General features: G+C 65.8%; 14 protein-coding genes. 10 read left to right on the forward strand and 4 right to left on the reverse strand.

Annotated elements, in window-relative coordinates; genetic code table 11:
- Position 1: 1 nt before the first annotated feature.
- Positions 2–817: a M23 family metallopeptidase gene (locus LZC95_23445; protein WXA99758.1), complete on the reverse strand. Its 816-nt coding sequence runs from the start codon at positions 815–817 to the stop codon at positions 2–4.
- A 78-nt stretch (positions 818–895) separates the two neighbouring features.
- Here LZC95_23445 and LZC95_23450 point away from each other — a divergent pair, with 78 nt between their 5' ends.
- The 4 genes from LZC95_23450 to LZC95_23465 all read left to right on the forward strand — a co-directional run bounded on the left by LZC95_23450 (position 896) and on the right by LZC95_23465 (position 9,112).
- The gene (locus LZC95_23450) at positions 896–1,585 is read left to right on the forward strand and encodes a HEAT repeat domain-containing protein (GenBank protein ID WXA99759.1); all 690 of its coding nucleotides are present in this window, start codon (positions 896–898) and stop codon (positions 1,583–1,585) included.
- Positions 1,582–2,466 carry a hypothetical protein gene (locus LZC95_23455; GenBank protein WXA99760.1) on the forward strand — a complete coding sequence of 295 codons (885 nt, stop codon included), beginning with the start codon at positions 1,582–1,584 and terminating at the stop codon, positions 2,464–2,466. The genes LZC95_23450 and LZC95_23455 overlap by 4 nt, the downstream gene beginning before the upstream one ends.
- Before the next feature lie 231 nt (positions 2,467–2,697).
- Entirely contained in the window at positions 2,698–4,251 is a 1,554-nt protein-coding gene (locus tag LZC95_23460; protein WXA99761.1) for a serine/threonine protein kinase, read from the forward strand.
- 70 nt (positions 4,252–4,321) lie between these two features.
- Entirely contained in the window at positions 4,322–9,112 is a 4,791-nt protein-coding gene (locus LZC95_23465; protein WXA99762.1) for a hypothetical protein, read from the forward strand.
- On the opposite strand, the gene LZC95_23470 is transcribed toward LZC95_23465, so the two are convergent.
- Complete coding sequence (locus LZC95_23470) at positions 9,113–9,997, reverse strand: LD-carboxypeptidase (GenBank protein ID WXA99763.1); 885 nt, start codon at positions 9,995–9,997, stop codon at positions 9,113–9,115.
- A gap of 54 nt (positions 9,998–10,051) precedes the next feature.
- Between LZC95_23470 and LZC95_23475 the strand changes: the two genes are divergently transcribed.
- From LZC95_23475 to LZC95_23485, 3 genes are all read left to right on the forward strand, one after another.
- Positions 10,052–10,990 carry an acyltransferase family protein gene (locus LZC95_23475; protein ID WXA99764.1) on the forward strand — a complete coding sequence of 313 codons (939 nt, stop codon included), beginning with the start codon at positions 10,052–10,054 and terminating at the stop codon, positions 10,988–10,990.
- A 39-nt stretch (positions 10,991–11,029) separates the two neighbouring features.
- The gene (locus LZC95_23480) at positions 11,030–11,971 is read left to right on the forward strand and encodes an NAD-dependent epimerase/dehydratase family protein (GenBank protein ID WXB00214.1); all 942 of its coding nucleotides are present in this window, start codon (positions 11,030–11,032) and stop codon (positions 11,969–11,971) included.
- A gap of 103 nt (positions 11,972–12,074) precedes the next feature.
- A complete protein-coding gene (locus LZC95_23485) occupies positions 12,075–13,448 on the forward strand; it encodes a phenylacetate--CoA ligase family protein (protein ID WXA99765.1) in 1,374 nt (457 codons plus the stop codon).
- A gap of 74 nt (positions 13,449–13,522) precedes the next feature.
- Here the strand turns inward: LZC95_23485 and LZC95_23490 are convergent, their stop codons facing one another.
- Both LZC95_23490 and LZC95_23495 read right to left on the reverse strand, forming a co-directional pair.
- Positions 13,523–14,581 (reverse strand): polysaccharide deacetylase family protein, encoded by a 1,059-nt coding sequence (locus LZC95_23490; protein WXA99766.1) that lies wholly within the window; start codon positions 14,579–14,581, stop codon positions 13,523–13,525.
- Between the two features lie 50 nt (positions 14,582–14,631).
- On the reverse strand, positions 14,632–15,144 hold the full coding sequence (locus tag LZC95_23495) for a polysaccharide deacetylase family protein (protein WXB00215.1): 513 nt from the start codon (positions 15,142–15,144) through the stop codon (positions 14,632–14,634).
- Positions 15,145–15,611: 467 nt separating this feature from the next.
- Between LZC95_23495 and LZC95_23500 the strand changes: the two genes are divergently transcribed.
- The 3 genes from LZC95_23500 (at position 15,612) to LZC95_23510 (ending at position 20,058) form a co-directional block, all read left to right on the forward strand.
- Positions 15,612–17,096, forward strand: coding sequence for a sigma-70 family RNA polymerase sigma factor (locus tag LZC95_23500; GenBank protein WXA99767.1), 1,485 nt, complete (start codon positions 15,612–15,614; stop codon positions 17,094–17,096).
- A gap of 278 nt (positions 17,097–17,374) precedes the next feature.
- On the forward strand, positions 17,375–18,754 hold the full coding sequence (locus tag LZC95_23505) for an insulinase family protein (GenBank protein ID WXA99768.1): 1,380 nt from the start codon (positions 17,375–17,377) through the stop codon (positions 18,752–18,754).
- Complete coding sequence (locus LZC95_23510) at positions 18,751–20,058, forward strand: insulinase family protein (GenBank protein WXA99769.1); 1,308 nt, start codon at positions 18,751–18,753, stop codon at positions 20,056–20,058. Before LZC95_23505 ends, LZC95_23510 begins: the two co-directional genes overlap by 4 nt.
- Positions 20,059–20,233 lie beyond the last annotated feature (175 nt).

Genomic DNA, 20,233 nt, shown 5'->3' on the forward strand with positions numbered 1-20,233 from the left:
GTCATTTGAAGGGGAGCACGTTGCGCGGATCGCAGACGATGCTGACCGCACTCTCCATGAGCTGCCCGCCGGCCTTGGTCGCGATGTCCAAGCCGTCGCGAACGCGGCGCACTTCCAGGTGCAAGTGCACCAGCTCCGGCGACCCCGTGTCGCCCATGAAGCCGAGAAGATCGCCATCGCGCACCGTGGTACCGGCCACGAGCCCGGGCGCCGCCGATGCCAGGTGCCCGTAGAGCACGACGTAATCGCGCAGCTGCCCCGCCTCGCGGATCGTGTGACGGGTGACCACGCTGGTGCCGAAAAGCTGCCCCACGAACACCACGTCGGCGTCGCCCTGCTGGTGCTCGAGCGCCACCAACTTGATCTCCGTCCCGCGCGGCCCCGGAAGGTCCACGCCGCCATGGCCCGTCGCCCGCAGCGTGGCCCCACGCCGTTGCGATTCGTTGGGCCGATCCAAGTCGTAACCGCTCACCACGGTCCTTCCGCCGGCGAGCCCGGGCGCCACCGGATACCGATACAGCTCGTAGTCGGCCGGTCGCTCGGGACGCCGCGGGATCTGATCGTAAATGGCCCAACGGCCGCTGCGTTCGCGGTGCGCATTGCTCGCGATGACGGCATCCTCGGCCTCGTCTTCCGCAGGCAGATGCACGCACGCCTCGCCATCGGGCAGCATGCCCTCGGCGCACGCGGTCTCGACGGGATCGCCCGGCGTACGCGGCACGTCGACCGTTCGAATGCGCAGCGGCGAAAGCGGGCCCGCCGCCGCACCCAGCGATGTGGTGACCACCACGAAAAGAGCACCAACTGCAAATTTCATATCGAGCTTAACCAGCGGAACGGCGGAACCGTACGGCACAACTTCGCATTCCCGCGCATCGTTGTGTTATGGGGGAGCGTGCAAAAAAGTGACATAGAAAAGCTCATTGCAGAGCTCTTCGACGCCGAGCGTGCCGTCCGACGCACGCACGCATCGCTGCTCGATCAGAACCATGGTGCGCTCGTGGCCAGCATCGCCACGGCCGTCGACCAAGCCTTCGCGCTGGCGAATTCCGACCGCAGCGAGCTGCAGCTCCGGCTCACGCGTGCGGCCGAATTGCTGAGCGATCTCGAAGGACCGCAAACCGTGGATCTGCTCATCCGCATCCTCGGGTGCGACGAGCCCGAGCCTCGCCACGCCGCGGGCGAAGCCCTGCAAGAGCATGCCTACGATCGCTTCAAGGAGGTCGCCCTCGGCGTCGAGCGCGCGCTCGAGCGCATGAAGCCGGGCGATCCCGCGCTCTCCGAGCTCCCCTATCTGTTGGCCGAAGTGCAAGAGCCTGGCGTGCTCAAATTGCTGGGGCGCTTCCTCACGCACCCGGATCCTGACTCCGTCGCCGCCGCGGTGGAAGCCCTGGTCGAATATGGTGACCCTGCGAGCGTGAGCATGCTCGCGCCGCTCACGAAGGACACCCGCACCGTCCAACTCGAGGACGAGACGGGAGAAGAAGGCCGCATCACCATCGGCGAGCTCGCGTCCGAGGCACGCGATCTCCTGCGGCAAATGGCCGGGCCGGCCTCGCCCGGCGGAAAGCCCAAAGGACGATGACCGAGACGATCGACCCGCCGAGCCTTGGCCCTCGTCGGATCGATCAAGGGCTGTCCGCAGAGCAAGCTGCGGAGTTCGATGGCCCTGCCGTCTCGACCTACCTCGCGCCTTTCGTGCAGCTCGCGCTCGAGCACCTCGAGCACCATCCGTCGTTCACGCGCACGCGCATCGCCGATGTGGCGCAGGCCAGCGAGCCCGCGCGCGTCGTGCACCTCTGCGCGCGCACGGGCTTTCTCGACGCAGGGATCCGGCGCGTGCTCCCGGGCGCGCGCATCTACGGTACGGATCCTTCGGCCGACGCGATCGCGCGTGCCCCCTCGCGCCCCGATGGCGAGTACACCGTCGTGCCGTCGCTGCCCACGCCGTTCACCGATGGCTGGTTCTCGCACGGCATCACCGTGCACCCGGGAGGGAGCGTCGGCGATCGCGCACGTTTGCTCGCCGAATACCGGCGCATCCTCTGGCCGACGGCACAAGTCGTCCTCGCGGTGCCGCTCCGCGGTTCGTTCACGGAGCTGGGCGATCTTCTGCGCGAGTACGCACTCAAACACGACGCGCCCGACGTGGAGGCGGCCGTCACCGGTGCGGCCTCACTCCGACCCGGCGCGGAAGGATTGGCGAACGAGCTTTCGCGCGCAGGCTTCGAGCAAGTAACGGTGACGACCAAGACGGTCACCCTCACCTTCGCCAACGGCCAGGCGCTCATTTCCGACGCGGCCATGCGGCTCCTGGTTCTTCCCGAGCTGGAACAGAGCTTGGGAATCGCGCTCAACAAGCCGCTGCGTTATGCGCAAAGCGCCATCGACAAATATTGGAGCGGGGGAGATCTTTTCGAGCTCACTGTCATCGCAGGATGCGCGGCAGGATATCGACGCGCATAACGTATACCATATACGCCCACCTTTCGTCAGGAAGGATCCTGCCCACACTCAAGTAGCCTCGGAACTTTCCGCGTGACCCCAAACAAACTCCATTCCAGCGAGCTTGCGCGCAGCCTTTCTCCGCGCGACGATTGCACTCAGGTGCCGACGCCGTCCCATCAGCCTGCTCCACCTGACCCGCAGTCAACCCCGGGACCCTCGTTCCGCTCGGTCACGGGATACCTCTGCCCGATGTGCCGGCTGACGTTCCCCGAGACGGATGTGATTCCTTCGCATTGCCCGCAGGATCGGACACCGCTGATCTCCGCGCGCACGTGGCTCGAGGCGCAGAACGATCCCATGGTGGGTCGCACGCTCGACGGACGCTTCACGCTCCTCACGCGCCTCGGCGCCGGCTCGATGGGCACCGTGTACCGCGCGCGCCAACATGGGATGGAACGCGACGTCGCGATCAAGATCCTGCGCAGCGACCGCGCCGTGGACGAGGCGAGCAAAGCTCGCTTTTTGCGCGAGGCCCGCGCCAACAGCGCCTTGGTGTCGCCGCACACGGTGACCGTGTTCGACTTCGGGCAGGCATCGAGCGGTGAGCTTTTCCTGGCGATGGAGTTGCTCGAGGGCGAGTCGCTCGGACAACGCCTCACGCGACTCAAGAGGCTCCCCATTCCCCTGGCGCTCGATACGGCGAAGCAAGCCTTGCGATCGCTCGCCGAGGCGCACGCCAAGGGCATCGTCCATCGCGATCTCAAGCCGGACAACCTCTTCTACGCGAAGGTGATGCACGGCGGTAACGACGAGGAAATCGTCAAGGTCGTCGACTTCGGCATCGCGAAGATGCTCGGCGAGGGCATGGGCCCCATCAACGCCATCGAGACGCAGGCAGGTACGGTGTTCGGGACGCCGCGGTACATGTCGCCCGAGCAAGCACAGGCCAAGCCACTCGATGCACGCAGCGATCTCTATTCGCTGGGCGTGCTCCTCTACCACATGCTCACGGGGCGCCCGCCCTTCACGGACGACGATGCCATCATCGTGATGGCGCGCCATATCAAGACGCCGCCGCGTCCTCTGCGCGAGGTTGCGCCCGACGCGGGCATCCCGCCCGAGATCGACGCGGCGATCATGCGCGTGCTGGCGAAGAACCCCGCCGATCGTCCGGGCACCGCCGATCAGATGGCCACCGATCTGGCGCGCGCATTCGAAAGCGCGCCGCTCGCAGCCGCGAGTTCGAGTGGCGTGCAGCAGGTCTCGCTGGCCAGTGTGTCCGTACCCACCATGGCCGCGGCGGACGACAGCCTCGGTATCGCGGGTGTTTCGGCCTCGCACGATCGCCGTCGCTCGCGCGGATTCATCGGCGGCCTCATTGCGCTGTTGACGCTCGCCGTCCTGGTGGTGGTCATGTTCGTGCGCGCACGCAATGCCGATACGGCCACGAAGGGCGTCAACGCCATCGGGCCGGCCATCGACACCACCAGCGCCCCCGCGGCCAGCGCGCCCTCGACCAGCGAGATGTCATCGTCGGACCCGAGTGCCGTGGCCTCCGCGGCTAGCTCCGCAAGCTCCGCGAGTGCCGTGGACTCGGCGAGTGCGAAGGACACGGATGCGAGCGCGCAGACTCACCTCGCCCTGCCCATCGCTCCACCTCCTCATAGAGTAGATAGAGTGGGTAGCGGTCGACCATCGCGTGGATCGTCGAACCAGAACACCGCCGGTACCACGTCATCGACGAACAAGAGCGCAACGCCACCCGCACCCAGCGCGAGCTCACGCTACGGCATCCTCGAGTAGTTCGATATGCAACCGAAGTAGGCTCGGCGTTTTGAAAACCGAGAAAACTTGGTAGCATAGCCGTTCTGTCATGGATGCCGCTGACCTCGAGACGCTCGTCGCGCGTCTCGTGCAAAATCCCCACGACGAGGAGGCCCTCGCCGCCGCACACGACTCGGGAAACAACGACCCCAAGGCGTACGCGCTCTTACTGGAGAAGGTCGGGAGCCTCACACTCGACCCGGCGTACGCGAGTCATTGGCTGAGTGAAGCCGCCAACGTTTGGCTGCAAACGCTGGGTGATGCACATCGCGCAGCGCGCGTGCTGATGGAGGCCGTCGATCGCGATCCGACGCAGAGCCTCGCCGCCGAGCGCCTCGCACAACTTTACCGCGACAAGGAGAACGTGCGCGGGCTGGCGGCTCTTCTCGATCGAAGGGCGAAAGCGCTCGCGCCTCTCGTGCCGTACCATCCGGAGCTCGTGCCGGAGCTCGCGCAGATGCACGAGGAACTCGGGCGCCTGTGGAGCGAAGCGCCCCTGTCGCAACCGAAGAAGGCCATCGAGAGCTTTCGCAAAGCGATCGAGCTCGAACCGACGAACGCGTACGCCATCTATTGCGGACGGGAGCTGTGCAAGACGCACGGCCAGTGGGACGACGCATACCTGCTCTACGACATGGAGCTTTCGCTGGTCGACGATCCCGAGCGCAAGGTGGCGCTCCTTCGGGACGAGGCGCAGACCCGCCAGCGCGCAGGCGATCTTGCGGGGGCCACGGGCGCGTTGATGCGCGCGCGCGTATTCGACGAAGAGGATCCGGAGCTTTCGCAGGAGTTGGCGTCGTCGGTCGTCGACCGCGTGCAGGCCGGTGAGCAGGTGGCCGATGCCGAGCGCACCTTGGCCGTGGAACTCCTGGTCGGCCTCGCCGAGTCGTACAACGGAGAGCACGGCCTCGCGTATGCCGGCGCGGCGCTGGACATCGAGCCTGGGCAGGATCGAGCGTTCCAGCTTTACATGTATTATGCACAGGCCCTGGAGCGCGAGGACGACGTTCCTGCGCGCCAGGCGGCGTACCTGAAGGCCAACCCCGAAGGTGCCATGGCGGCCGAAGCCGCCGCGCCGGCCGAGGCGCCTCCCGTCAAAGACGATGCGGCCACGCATGAGAAAGTACCCGAGCCACCGCCGCCCGCGGAGGCTGCCGTGGCCCCCTCGCCTTCGCCGCCTCCCGTGACGGCGGCCCCGGCGCCGGTCGATTCGCCCTCGGCACGGGGTCCGCTGCAGGACGTGCTTCGCGTGGCCAAAGAGCTCGCCCAGGCCGCGCGAAAGCCGGAGGCCCTGGCCAAGTACAAAGAGGCGCTCGAGAATGACCCCGCCCACGCCGAGGCGCTGGCATGGGTCGAGGACTACCTTCGCACGCAGCGCGACTATGCGCAGCTCCGCGACGTGCTTCTGGCGAGCGTGCGCGCGCTCGGGTCGGCGGCGGCGGTGCCGGAGGTGCTGGAGAGCCGCAAGGCACGCTTGCGCGAGGTGGCCGGCTTGTCCGAGGGCAACCTGCGCGATGTCGATGGTGCGGTGGCCGCGTACAAGCAGCTCATTGCGCTCGATCGCACGGACGAGAATGCGCGTCAGTCGCTCATGCGGCTGCTGGAGCGCACGCAGCGCTGGGACGACATGGCCAATGTCCTCGAGCAAGAGGCGGCGGCCGCGCGCGAGGTGGCCGAGAAGGTCGTGCTCGAGAAGAAGCTGGCCGCGCTGCACGAGCAAAAGCGGCAGGACGTCGGCAGCGCGGCGGAGGCCTGGGCGCGGGTGGCGCACCTCTCCCCCAACGACGACCGCGCCATCACCACCGCGGTGCGCCTGTTCGAAAAAGCCGAGCGCGTCGATGCGGCCACGCAGGTCATCACCGAAAATGTGCGCACGGTGATCGATCCGGGGACGCGCGGCTCGCTGCTGGAAAAACTGGGCGAGTTGCGCGAGCAGCTCGGGCACGCGTTCGGCGCGGGCGAGGCCTACGCCAACGCCGCCGAGCTGCATCGAAGCGCGCGGCTCTGGGAGCTCTCGGAAAAGTGCTTCGTCAGTGTGGAGCGCTGGGAGGAAGCGGCGGCGGCGGCCGATCAGCGAGCCTTGCTCTCCACCGAGGCCAAGGCGCATGCCGCGCACCTGGCTCGTGCCGCGGAGTTCATGACCCGCGCGAACAAAGAGGCCGAGTCCATCTCGCGGGTCGAGCAGGCCTCGGATCTGGATCCTTCGAACGACGATTATGCGTCGCTGCTCAGCGAGCATTACATTTCCAAGGAGAACTGGACCAAGCTGGTCGAGTTCTTGGCCCGCCGCGGCGGCCGTGTTGCGGACAAAGCCAAGCGTGTGGCCCTGCGCAAGCAGGCGGCCAATCTGTACGCGGCGCGGCTCATGGAGCGGGAGCTCTCGCGCGACCAATGGCTCAAGGTCCTCGAGGATGGCGACGACCGCGAAGCGTTGGAAAAGCTCATCGATCTTGCCATCGAGCGCGAGGATCACAACGAGGCGGCCACCTTGTTGCGCCGCCTCGGTGGCGTCGCGACCGAGCGCGAAGACAAAGTGCGCATTGCCCTGCGCGAGGCCGAGCTCCTGGCCGACGGCGTCGGCGACACCGACACGGCCATCGCGCGCTACGAGGCCGTGCTGTCGGACCTCGATCCACTTTGCCGCCCGGCGCTGCAAGCCATCAGCGATCTCGAGGAAGCGCGGGACAACTACCGCGAGGCGGCCATCGCGCTCGAGCGCGAGCTGACACTGGTCACGAACCTCGAGGCGGGGCAGAAGACGTCGGTGCTGCGGAGCGATCGCGGCCCCATCGCCGCGCGGCTCGCGCGCCTGTACGAGAAAATCGACGAACCGGAGCATGCCATCCGCGCGCTCGACGTACTGCGCACCGTCGATCCCGAGGACTTCGACGCGCTGAACCGGCTTTGTCTCCTCTGCGAAAGGGTCCGCGATTGGGCGCGCGTCGCCGATCTCCTCGCCCAGCGGATCGAGGTCGAGGGCGACGTCAGCGAGACCAGCGTGCTCACGAAGAAGCTCGCCCAGGTCCTGGTGCACCAGCTCGATCGCGGCGAGGAAGCACTCGCCGTGCTGACCGAGCTCTGCGATCAGGGCGATGAAGACCTGCGCCGCACCTACGTCGAGCTGGGCGACCACATGGGGTGGAAGGGCATCGTCGCCACCAAGCTCGTCGAGTGGTGGTACGCCGCGCGGCACTCGCCCGAACGCACCACCGCCCTGCGCGGTGCCTTCGCGCGGTTCATGGACCTCGAACGCGAGCAGGAAGCGCTGCGCGTGGCCGTGGAGCTCGCGCGAAGCAAAGTGGCCGATCGCGACCTGGCCGTAACCCTCGAGGATCTCGCCGTGAAGGCGGGCGATCTCGACGCGCTGGTGCTGGCGCAGGAGATCCTGGTGCGCGAGCTCACCGGCCGGCCGCGAGCCGTCGAGTTGACGCGCCAAGCGGAGATCGCGGTCCGCGCCGGCGTGCCGTACTCGGAGGCGATTGCCCATAGCGAACCGGGGTTGGTCGATCTATCGCTCGACGACGCCGAACCACTCGTGGAGCGGCTCGCCGCATTGGCCGGCACCGCCGACGACGTCATCGAGGTCTACGAGCGGCAGGTTGCACGCGCGCGGGCACCGCTCGATCGGGTTCGCTCGCTCGCGCGCGCGGCGCAAGTGGCCTCGGCAAAGGACAACCTCGAACGCGCGCAAGCGTTCCTCGAGCTGGCGCTCTCCGGTGTGCCTTCGGCCGAGACGCTGGCCGTGGTTTCGGACTTCGCGGTGGCGGGCGATCGTGCGACCGGCGGCGAGCAGCTCCGGCGCGCGCTCATCCTGGCGCTCTCGCGCGGCGGTACGGGAGCGCGGGATGGCGGGCGCACGCGCGCATCGCTTTTGCGGCGCGCCGCGCAAATCGCCCGGCTCGATCTGGGCGACATCGACCTGGCCTTCTCGCTGCTGGGCGATGCGCTCATCGCGCAGGTCGATGCCATCACGCTCGACTTCGTGGAGGCGCTCGGGCGCGAAGTCCAGAGCCCTTCTCGCAGCGACGCCGTCTTCACACGCGCGCTGTCCGAGGTCTTCGATGGACCGCTGGTGCGGCAGCTTCTCGTGCGGCGCGCGCGCCTTCGCCAGGAGGACCTTGGCGATCTGCTCGGCGCGGCGGCGGATCTGAAGAAGCTTCACGATCTGTCCCCCAGCGATCGCGGCGTGGTGGAGCAGCTATCCACCCTGCTGCGCGAGCTCGGGGACTACCGCGCCATCGTGCAGCTGTACGAGGACCTCATCTTGCGCGGCAAGGACATCGAGACCCGCGCCGAACTCGCACGCCGGGTCGCGCGGATGTGGGAAGAGCAGCTGCAGGATCCGCGGGAGGCCGCGGATGCTTGGCGCCGCGTCCTGCGCATGCGCGCCAACGATCCCGAGGCCCTCGATGGCCTGGAGCGCGCCAAGTCGAAGATGCTGAAAAAGCCGGAACCGGGCGTGAGCATCGAGTCGTACGCGCCGCCGGACGACACCGCGTTGTCGACCGACACGGGGCCGCTGACGGCTCCCCCGCCGGCGGCGAATCCCGATAGCTCGCCCACCGTCGAGGCGGACATCACGCGTCCCGATCCCAAGTTCCGGCGCAAGCTGTCAGGTGCAGCCCGACCTACGCCGCGCGTTCCCATCGACACCTTCGCCGCGGCCGACGAGTTCACGCCGAGCGAAATCGAGGTCAATTCGGTCGACTTCATGGACCAATCGAGGGCGCGTCCCTACCGCGGGCCCTCGGTGGAAATCCCCATCGAGACCGATGAAGAGGACGACGACAGCCTGGAGATCTTCCCCGCGGAAGAACTCACGGACGATCACTCGACCTGATCACACCTGCGAGAGCTGGCCCCCACGCAACGCGACCTCGATGCCGAACTCCAAGGCCGTGTTGATCTCGCCATGCCCGAACGGCGCGCCCGAATAGACCGGGATGCCCAAGCCATCCAGGCACGAGACCATGGCCTCCATGGACGTCACGCCATCGGGCCCCGTCGGGCACTCGGTGAACTCGCCCAAGACGATGGCCGAGGCCTTCGCGAAGTACCCGCCCAGACGCAGCGACGTGAGCATGCGATCCAATCGATACGGCGCCTCGTTCGTATCCTCCAGCGCCAGAATACAGCCCTCCGGAAGATCGAGCCGCCCCGCCGACGCCATCGCCTCGAGCAGCGCGATGTTCCCGCCCACGAGCACGCCGGCAGCATCGCCCGCGACAATGGGGTGCAAGCTCGGGAAATGCAGCGGCGGAGCCTTGCCCTCCAGAGCCCGCTGAAACTCCTCGCGCGCCGGCTCGGACATCCGCCCGACGGCGTTCACGTGCGAGGCGTGCAGCGAGGCAATGCGCAGACGCGTCGCCTCGACATGGAACGTCGTGATGTCGCTGAAACCCACGATCCACTTGGGCTGCGCGCGAAATGCGTCCCACGGTAGCTGGTCGACGATGCGCATCGAACCGTACCCGCCCCGGGCCATGAGGATCGCCTTCACCTCCGGATCGAGCATGGCCGACGCCAGCTCGTCGCGGCGGCGCGCATCGTCACCCGCAAGGTACCCGCGCTTCTCGTAGATCGAGGGCAGCACCGTGCGGATGCGGTAGCGCTCGGCCAACCATGCGAGGCCTTGGTCGAAGTCAGATCGGTCGAACGCGCTTGCCGGTGCCGCCACGGCAATACGATCGCCGCGCGCGAGGGCTGCCGGTCGGGTGAAACGCATGGTGCATCGTACCTGTCTCTCCCTCTCGCGGTCGATCTTTGTTACTTCATGGACGTGCCAGCGAACAACGAACAAGCTTCCAGCGCCCTCGTGCGCATTGGATCGGCAGCGCGGGCCGCATGGCCTTGGGCGCGTCGCGTGCGCGAGGCCGCGGGGGAAACGCTCGATTCCTGGATGTCGTCCCTTCTTGGAGAGGACTTCACCGAGCGATTGCAACGCGTGCCGGTGTCGCTCGGCTCCTCGGGAGTCGACCCCTTCGGGCTCGATCCGGGCTGGACGAAATACGCGCTTGCCTCCGCGGCATTTCTCCACCGGCGTTACTTCCGCACGGACGTTTACGGCGCCAACCAAGTGCCGACCGGTCGCGTCCTCCTCATCGCGAACCACTCCGGGCAGATCCCCATCGATGGCGCGATCATCGGCGCCACCATGTTCATGGACGTCGAACCGCCGCGTTTCGTCCGCGCCATGGTCGAAAAATGGTCGCAGTCGATTCCCTTCGTTTCGACTTTGTTTCCGAGGGTGGGCCAGGTCGTCGGCGTTCCGGAAAACGCGCGCCGCTTGCTCGAACAGGGTGAAGCGCTGCTCGTCTTTCCGGAGGGCGCGCGCGGCATCTCCAAGACGTTCGACCGCCGCTACCAGCTCACCGACTTCGGCCTGGGCTTCATGCGCCTGGCCATCGAGACGAAGACGCCGATCATCCCGATTGCGGTCATCGGCGGCGAAGAGCAATACATTTCCGTTGGCAACCTGGATACGGTTGCAAAGCTATTGCGAATGCCATCGTTCCCGGTCATTCCGCAGTTCCTTCTGCCGGGCGGGCAATTGCCCTTGCCCACGAAATACCGGGTCTACTTCGGCGAACCCATGCACTTCACCGGCGATCACGACGACGACGACGCGGTGATCGAAGAGAAAGTGTGGCTCGTCAAAGCCACCATTCAATCCATGCTCAACCGCGGCATCAAGGCGCGGCGCAGCGTCTTTTGGTGATCCGTGGACCGCGATAAAACGCCGTCGGGCTCGTTCGTGCTGCATCCTCCCGCGGGGGAGGAAGGCGCCATCCTCATCACCGGCATCTGCGGGCGCCTCGGCAAGCGGCTCGCCCGCGTGCTGCACCGCGAGCGCACGGTCATCGGCGTCGACCGGCGCGCCTTCCCGGACAAGCCGAAGGACGTCATCCATCAGCAGGTCGACATCCGCCGCAAAAAGCTCAAGGACGTCTTTCGCGCGCACCCCATCTCGGCGGTGGTGCATTTGGGCATCATGCACAACCCGCGTGCGTCCTCCGGGGAGCACCACGCGTGGAACGTCGCCGGCTTCGCCAAGCTGCTCGAGTACGTCGCACACTTCCGCATCGGCAAGCTGATCGTGCTTTCGAGCGCGAACGTCTATGGCCCGCAGCCGGAAAATCCGCAGTTCCTGAGCGAGGAGGCGCCGCTCCTGGGCGGGGCCAACTTCGGCGAAATTCGCGACCTCATCGAGGTCGACATGCTCGCGCAGAGCTTCTTCTGGAAGCACCCCGAAACGGACACGGTCATCCTGCGGCCGGTGCACATCCTCGGCTCGGTCCGCAATGCGCCGTCGAATTTCCTCCGCCTGCCCACCATCCCCACGCTCTTGGGCTACGACCCCATGGTGCAGGTCATCCACGAGCGGGACGTGGTCGAGGCCATCCGCCTGGCCATCCGCCCCGGGGTGCGCGGCGTGTTCAACATCGCGGGACCGGATCCGCTGCCCCTTTCGCGCATCATCAAGCTGCTCGATCGGCCGAGCATCCCCGTTCCCTATTCCGTGGGGCGCTCCGTGTTGAAACGCCTCTGGTCGCTGCGCCTCACCACCTTCCCCGCCCCGGAGCTCGACCACATCCGTCACGTGTGCATGGTCGACGACCGCCGCGCGCGGGAAATCTTGGGCTTCCACGCGCAGCAGTCCATCGAGAACACCGTGCGGGCGGTGGATTCGGATCGCTGAACGCGGCGAACGCGAAACGTCGGAGCACGTCGGCTCATCCAAGGTCCTGCTCGCGTGCCACGTCCCGCAGCGTTACTTTTGGGCCCGCACGCCCGACGGTACCATGGACATTTACGGGCAACTGTTTCGGTCGATTCTGTGGCCCACCTGGGAGTCGAGGGTTCGGCGGCGGCCCACCCTTGCGCGCCACGAGTACCTCGAACGGACGCAATGGCGTTCGCTCGACGAATTGGTGGCCATTCAAACGGGTGCGCTTCGGCGGCTCGTCCGGCATGCCTACGCGCACGTCCCCTTCTACCGGCAGCGGTTTCGCCAGGCGGACATTACCGAGGCGGACATCAAGAGCCCCGAGGACCTTCGCAAGATCCCCGTTCTCACGCGTGAGGAGGCCCGCGAGCGCGCCAGCGACCGCGAGTCGGTCGCCTACCCCTTCCCCACCGTGCGCAAGAACACCGGAGGCACCACCGGGCAGCCGCTTCTCTTCGGCTACGACGCCGACAGCGAATACTGGCGCCAGGCCATCAAGCTGCGCGGTTACGGCTGGGCGGGGTACCACCCGGGCGACCGCGCGCTCTATTTCTGGGGCTCGCCGAACCCACCGGGCTTCGACTTTTCGAAGGCGCGCGCCAAGGTGATCCTCGACCGCTTCATGCGCCGCGAGACCTACGTCCCCTGCACGGTGATGACGGAGCGCGAGCTGCGGCACGTGGTGCGCGTCCTCAAGCGCAACACGCCGAAGGTCGTCGTGTGTTACACGCAGGCCGGGGCCGAGCTCGCGCGCTTCATCAACCGGCACGGGCTCCGCGCCTGGGGAACCATCCCGGTGCTCTGCGGTGCCGAGCGCCTCTTCCCCGCTGACCGCGCGGAGCTGGAACGCGCCTTCGGTCCCGCCGTATTCGAGACCTATGGCTGCCGCGAGGTCATGCTCATCGCCAGCGAGTGCGAGGCCCACGAGGGCCTGCACGTCTCGATGGAGAACATCCTCGTCGAAATTCTGGTAACGGAGCCCGACGGCCGCGAGCGCCCCGCGCGCGAAGGCGAAACCGGCGAAGTCGTCATTACCGATTTGCACAACTTGGGTATGCCATTCATCCGATACAAGAATGGCGATTTGGCCGTGGCCGGGCCCGCCGATCGCTGCCCGTGCGGGCGGCATCTTTCACGCATTGCCAAGGTGGAAGGGCGCGCCGCGGATCTGCTGAAGGGCGCCGATGGCACGGTCATCAGCGGCGTCGCGTTCCACGTTCTTTTCACGGGATTGGCCGATGCCGCGCGCCAGTTTCAAGTCGTTCAACACCGCGATCGCTCGATCACGTTGCGCATCGTGCCCGGCGATGGGCTCAACGATGTGTCGCTCGAAAACATCCGCCGTGGCTGCGCCCAATTGCTGAAAGAGGTCCCGGTGCGCATCGAAACGACCCCCGAGATCCCCCTCACCAAAGAGGGAAAACGCCGCACCGTGATCATCGAAGCCTAGGGGTTAGGGGTTAGGGAAGAAGAGGATGAGGGCGGCTTCCCCCTAAACCCTAAATCCTAAACCCTAAACCCTGATCACCACTCGTTGCGGGCCATCGTGTGGGGCTCGTAGGCGAAGTACGGTAGGGCGACCATGCCGCGGAAGTACGAGGGCGGAACGTCCACCTCCAGCGAGAGGCGCCGCACATCCATCGGGTCGAAGCGCCACACCGGGTTGGTGCCCGTGCCGTTGGTGAAGCCCAATTCGTAGCCCGCCGCGCGGATGGCATTGCGCGCGTGCGGCGCCCGATGCAGGGCCTTGCCCACCGGATAGGCCACGGCGTCCACGCGCTCGCCGAGTACCTCCTCCAGGTCGTGTTTCGACCCTTCCAGCTCGCTGCGAAGGCCCGACTCGGACAACGTGTACAATACACGGTGTTCGCGTGTGTGCGATTGCACACTCATGCCGGCGCGCCGGAGCCCGAGCACATGCTCCCAATTCATCATCAGGTCGTCGACCATGCGCCGCTCGCATTCGCGGCTCAAGGTCACACCGGCGGCCCGCTCCAGTTCGTCCAGGTAGCGCGCCAGATCCAGATCGTAGTGGCTCTTGATCACGGCCATCGCCCGGCGCGCGGCCGCGACGCGTTCTTCGCGCTTCGTTCCCAGGGTGAAGGTCAGCGGGCGCGGATAGGTGACGGTGATGGACTCGTGCGGGGAGTGCTTCACCAGGTAGCTCACGCGATCCCACCAGAACAGGCGGCGCTCTTCGATGAACCGCGTAGCGATGAAAAACACCCCGGGCACGCCGTGGCGCACCAGAAGAGGAAGAACGGTATCGAAATTATCGCGATATCCGTCGTCGAAGGTCAAAAGCACGGGATTGTGCGGCAAAGGCGCCCCGTGTCGGAATGCCAGAAGATCGTCCATGCCGATGATATGGCAATAACGTTTCAAAAATACGATTTGCTCTTCGAAGGCTTCGGGGCGCGCATCCACCACGTTGCCATCGACCATCTCGGCCGACGCGGGATCGGCCACCCTGTGGTACGTCAACACCGTGAGCCAGGGGCTCGCGGTATGCCCGCGGATGCGCAAGACCAATGAGAGAGCCCCCGTCTCATCGAGAAGCTTCGACAGCCTCGTGCGCGCCATCGCCCTGCTACCTTTGCACCTTTCTGCCCGCGCCACGCGGGAACACACCGTTACGAAGACATGAGCTCACCGACGGTCACCAGCTCGAAGCCGGATCGACGCAGGCGCCCGACGATGGCGGGCAACGCTGAAAGCGTCCACGACTGCCCTTCGTGCATGAGGATGATCTCGCCAGGCCGAACGCGCGAGGTCCTTTCCTGCACCTCGATCGAATCCGTGGTGCGGCAGTCGTCCGAATCGAGCGACCAGAGCACGGTCGTGTAGCCGGCGAAGGCCACACGCGCCAACGTGGCCGGCGTCAGCTCGCCGCGCGGAGGCCGCACGAGCGGTCTCGGCGTAGGACTGGGCGGGAGCAAATCGGCCGTGTGGATCAGTTCATCGACCAGAGCGCACCCGTCCAGCGAGGGAAAGGCGCGATGCGAATATCCGTGACTGGCCACTTCGTGCCCTGCAGCGACGATGGATCGAACAAGTTCGGGCCGCTTTTCCGCGTTCATTCCAAGGAGGAAAAAAGTTGCACGCACATGGAGTTGGTCCAAAGTGCGCAAATACCGAGGTGTCATTTCGTCGGGCCCGTCATCGAACGTGAGTGCCACCCGTTTTCGATTTTCGTGTGGACCCCGCATGAACAGTAAGTTCGACGGCAGAGCATGCGCGACCGTTCGCACGAGCTGGGACTTCATTTGCGAGATGGACGATCCCTCTCGAGCCGGAAGCATCACTACTTTTATGCACGCTCAGCACGTTGCGTTGCGCTTCTTTCACGTACTTCATGCAAATCTGCGTTTCGCCCACGCTCGCGCTGGAAAACCAAGGACCCGCGTCCGACCGTGTCCAACACGTCACGCGCGGGGCAGACTTGCGCCTTTGCTACTTGCGACGCAGGTATCAACACGACATATCGGATCACGGAGAAGTCGAGAAAACGCGACGCACGACCGGCCAGACCCTGAAGTCGGGTTGACCGTATGGAATGAGAGGTCAATTGGGGGTGTTTGATTCAATGGCGTTTCAGGAAAGAGCTCATCAGGTGAAAAGTTCGTCCACGAGTCGTTCTTCTGCCGTTAGGTCCGTCGCTGCTCGTGTTGGTGGGGCTGCAGTCGCCTCGGCTGGCAAGCCTGCCGCCGCGAGTGAAGCCCGCGCCACGCGCACCGTCGACGGCGAGGATTCCGTTCAGGCCTATTTCCACCGGCTCGCCCGGGTGCCGCTCCTCACGCGCGAGGGCGAAGTCGAGCTTGCTCAACGCATCGAGCAGGGTGAGCTCATGATTTTGAGCGCGCTCGTCTCGTCATCATTCGCGGTGCGGGAGCTGGTGGCCATCGCGGACGAGCTCGCCGAAGGAAAAATGCGTTTGCGCGATCTCACGCGCAATTCCGTCGAGTCCGAAAGCCCGACGGACGAGCAGCTCGCCACCGTGAAGGTGCTCGGGCAATTCGAGGCAGTACGGAATCTTGCAATCGTACAGCAAACGAAGCCGTCCGCGCGCGCGTCGATTCCGCCGCCGCCTTCCGAGGTGGCCCTCCAGGCCGGGCCTCGGGTCGCTTCGAAGAAGACGGCTGCGGCCGCCAAGTCGAAGAAGAAGCCGGTGAAGCCGGAGTCGCCGCTCAAGGTGGCGCGCGAGCGGGCTCGGAAGGCGCTGGAAGAAATCCGTCTGACCCGAGGCGTTCTCGACCGGGTCACGGCCCGCCTGCGTGCGCGCCTGGTGCCGGACAACGACGCGGAGGATACCGCGACGGTGGAGGCGCTGCAGCGCACGGTGACGACGATCCGCGAGGGCGAGCGCAAAGCCGACTCGGCAAAGTCCGCATTGGTGGAGGCGAACCTCCGTCTGGTGGTGTCCATCGTCAAGCGACGGAAGAATTCGCCGCTGGGCCTCCTGGATTTGATTCAAGAGGGCAATATCGGACTGATGCGCGCGGCGGAGAAATTCGATTATCGCCGCGGATACAAATTCAGCACGTACGCCATGTGGTGGATTCGGCAATCCATCGCGCGCGCCATTGCCGATCAGGGCCGCACCATTCGCACGCCGGTGCACATGGTGGAGACCGGCCAGAAGATCGCGCGCGCACGACGCCAACTCGAACAGGTGCACGGCCGCGAGCCGACACCCGAAGAGCTGGCCAATGAGCTGGATCTTCCGGTGAAAAAGGTGATGACCGCGCTGAACGCGGCACGCACGCCCGTGTCGCTGGAGGCCCCGGTCGGGGACGATGGCGAGGCGCGCCTCGGCGACTTCGTCGAAGATACGCACAACCCGGCGCCCGTCGATGTGCTCGTGCGCAAACGGTTCGTGCAGGAAACGCGGGAGCTGCTCAACGAGCTCACGCCGCGCGAAGAGCGTGTACTCCGCATGCGTTTCGGCCTCGACGACGGCAACGAGCGCACCCTGAGCGAAATCGGCGAATCGTTCTCCCTGACACGCGAGCGCATTCGTCAAATCGAGACCCAAGCGCTGCGCAAACTGCGCCTCCCCACCCGCGCCCGAAGACTCCGAACCGATCTAGAACCCTAGTAGACGAGTGGACGAGTGCACGAAGATCGACGATGGCCCCCAGGCCAAGTCGACTCGTAGTGCACGAGTCCACGAAGGTCGACGAAGGCCCCCAGGCCGTAGTCAACCGTAGTGGACGAGTGCACGAAGATCGACGATGGCCCCCAGGCCAAGTCGACTCGTAGTGCACGAGTCCACGAAGGTCGACGAAGGCCCCCAGGCCGTAGTCCACGGAGGGGCCGGAGGCCGCAGGGCCGAAGTGCCACCTTAATGAGCTGCGGCCGTGCTAAACACGGCCCGTGAGCACAGCACGAGCGAAGTGGATCGAAGCGCTTAACACGGGGGATGGGTCGAAAATCACCTTCGAGGGGGAGGTGCCCTTCGGCGGGGGCGAAGTTCTGCGCTATCGGCTGGAAAATGGGCTGCGGGTGCGGCTCCTGGTCGATCGCAGTGCGCCCGTGGTGAGCTATTTCACGTGGTTCGGTGTGGGCTCGCGCCACGAGAAGCCTGGAAAGACCGGGCTGGCGCACCTCTTCGAGCACCTCATGTTCAACGAGACGGAGTCGCTCAAGGCGGGCGAGTTCGATCGCAAGCTGGAAGAGAACGGCGCCGAGTCGAACGCCGCCACCTGGCTGGACTGGACCTACTACTACGAGAGCCTCCCGGCCGATCGCCTGTCGCTCGCGGTGGAGCTGGAGAGCGACCGCATGGCGCACCTGGTGTTGCGCGAGCCGCAGGTCGCCAGCGAGAAAGAAGTCGTCGCGAACGAGCGCCGTTTCCGCGTGGACGACGACATCGAGGGCACGGCCAGCGAGTTGCTCTACAAGACGGCGTACACGGTGCACCCGTACCACTGGCCGACCATCGGCTGGATGGAGGACATCCACAACTTCTCGCCCGAAGATTGCGAATCGTTTTATCGGACGTATTACGCGCCGAACAATGCGATGGTCGTGATTTGCGGCGATATCAAAGAAAAGGACGTCCTCGCGAAGATTCAAAAAGCGTACGGCCCCATTCCGAGTTCGGAGATCCCCTTCGAGGACACGCACCCCGAGCCGCCGCAGCTCGAAGAGCGACGCGTAGCCATCCGCAAGCCGACGCCGACGGAAAAGCTCTACATCGGATTCCACGGCCCCGCGTTGGGCGATGCCGATCATGCGCATCTGACGGTGCTCAACGAGATTCTCTTCGGCGGGCGAGCCTCGCGCTTGTACCGGTCGCTGGTCATCGAGAAGGAGCTGGCGAGCGATCTTCGCGGCTGGGTGGCCACCTTCCGCGATCCGGGATTGTACGAATTGCACTTCACCGCGCGGCCGGGCAAAACGGCGGCGGAAATCGAGGCGGTGTTGGCAGAGGAGCTGGATCGGGCGAAGAAAGTGCCCATTTCCGAGGATGAATTGGTGCGCGCCAAAGCGCGGCTGGAGCTATCGACGTTGCAATCGATGGAGACGATGAGCGGCAAGGCGGAGCAAATTGGCTTTTACGAGACGGTGCTCGGGGACGCATCGGTGAGCTTCCGGCGGCTCGAAGAGTACCGCCGCACCACCATGGGTGACGTGCTGCGCGTGGCGCGCCGTTACCTGGTGGATCGCGCCCGCACGACGATTCACGTGCAGCCCGAAGAAGCGACGAGCTGCGCGCCAGCCTCCCCTCGGGGGACGGAGGCCGCAGAATGACCACGCGCATCGAGCTGGAAGGCGGAGCGCTGCTCTACGTCGAAGAGAGCCATGCGATTCCGTTGGTCGAGGTGGTCGTGTCCACGCGGAGCGGCTCCGCGCACGATTCGGTGGAGAAGCAAGGGCTTTTCCGCACCACGCTGGGCATGCTCCGCCGCGGCGCGCGCGATCTGACATCGCACCAGATCGAAGATGCGCTGGACCGATTGGGCAGCGAGATATCGCTCGACGTGAACGCGTCGATCTCCACGGTGTACGGGCAGGTCATCGAGCGCAACCTCGGGCCGTTCATCGAGTTGTTCGCGACCTTGCTGGAGTCGCCGACGTTCCCCGAGGACGAATTCGGGCGTTTGAAGCGCGAAATCGTGGCCGATCTGATCGGCGCGCGCGACAACGACAGGGCGCTCGCGCAGCGGGCCTTTCGCCGCGGGCTGTTCCGCGATCATCCGTACTCGCGCTCGGCGGCGGGCACCATCCCGGGTGTGGAATCATTGACGACGGATGATGCGCGTGCGGAGTACCGCAAGCACTTCGTCAAAGGGAACATCGTCATCGGCTTTTCGGGCGACATTTCGCTGGAGGCGGCGGAGAAGCATGCGCGGCGCCTCATTCGCGATATCCCCGACGGCCCGCGGCTGGAGGATCCGGTTCCCCCGCCCGCGCCCATTGCCGGGCGCCGTCTCGTCTTCGTGGACAAGCCGGAGCGCACGCAGACGCAGATCGTGATTGGCCAATTGGGCACGTCGCCGCACGACGACGACCACATTCCGCTGACCGTCGCCAACGCGGTATTCGGCGGCACCTTCACGTCGCGGTTGATGCGCGAGGTGCGGTCGAAGCGCGGCTGGTCCTACGGCGCATCGTCGCGCCTGGGCATCGATCGGCAGCGGCATTCGTTCGCCATGGTGACCTTCCCCGCAGCCACCGACGCCGCCGCCTGCATCGCCCTGCAACTGGAGCTCTTCACCGATCTCGTGGAAAAAGGCATTACGGCCCGCGAGCTCGCCTTCATCAAGCGCTACCTCGCCCGCTCCTTTGCCTTCGAGGTCGACACCGCCAGCAAGCGGCTGCACCAGGCGCTCGACGTCGAGCTTCTGGGTCTGCCCGCGAATTACTACTCCGGCCACGTGGCCCAGGTGGAAGCGGTCACCTTGGAGCAGGCCAACACCGCCCTGAAAAACCGCCTCACGACGCGCGACCTGCTGGTCTCCATCGTGGGCACCGCCTCGGAAATCGAAGGCAAGGTCCGCGAGGCAATTCCCGAACTCGGCGCGCACGACATCGTGCCGTTCGACCGCGATTAACCCTCCCAGAAGATTGAACAGGGAGGGGGGGAGGCGGGGAGGGATACAACGCGAATCCCACCGCGTGCCAAGGCTTTTTTAGTTTTTCAGTTGGCTTCGTGAGCCAAGTGAAAACCCAAACCAGCCTCGGTGCGCGGTGGGATTTGTGCCGTATCCCTCCCCGCCTCCCCCCCTC

This window comes from Sorangiineae bacterium MSr12523 (assembly GCA_037157775.1).
GTDB classification, from domain to species: domain Bacteria; phylum Myxococcota_A; class Polyangia; order Polyangiales; family Polyangiaceae; genus Pendulispora; species Pendulispora brunnea.

Coding starts and splice junctions, on each gene's coding strand:
- LZC95_23445 (WXA99758.1), bottom strand. CDS start 817: ATGAAATTTGCAGTTGGTGCTCTTTTCGTGGTGGTCACCACATCGCTG.
- LZC95_23455 (WXA99760.1), top strand. CDS start 1,582: ATGACCGAGACGATCGACCCGCCGAGCCTTGGCCCTCGTCGGATCGAT.
- LZC95_23460 (WXA99761.1), top strand. CDS start 2,698: ATGTGCCGGCTGACGTTCCCCGAGACGGATGTGATTCCTTCGCATTGC.
- LZC95_23465 (WXA99762.1), top strand. CDS start 4,322: ATGGATGCCGCTGACCTCGAGACGCTCGTCGCGCGTCTCGTGCAAAAT.
- LZC95_23470 (WXA99763.1), bottom strand. CDS start 9,997: ATGCGTTTCACCCGACCGGCAGCCCTCGCGCGCGGCGATCGTATTGCC.
- LZC95_23485 (WXA99765.1), top strand. CDS start 12,075: ATGGACATTTACGGGCAACTGTTTCGGTCGATTCTGTGGCCCACCTGG.
- LZC95_23490 (WXA99766.1), bottom strand. CDS start 14,581: ATGGCGCGCACGAGGCTGTCGAAGCTTCTCGATGAGACGGGGGCTCTC.
- LZC95_23495 (WXB00215.1), bottom strand. CDS start 15,144: ATGACACCTCGGTATTTGCGCACTTTGGACCAACTCCATGTGCGTGCA.
- LZC95_23510 (WXA99769.1), top strand. CDS start 18,751: ATGACCACGCGCATCGAGCTGGAAGGCGGAGCGCTGCTCTACGTCGAA.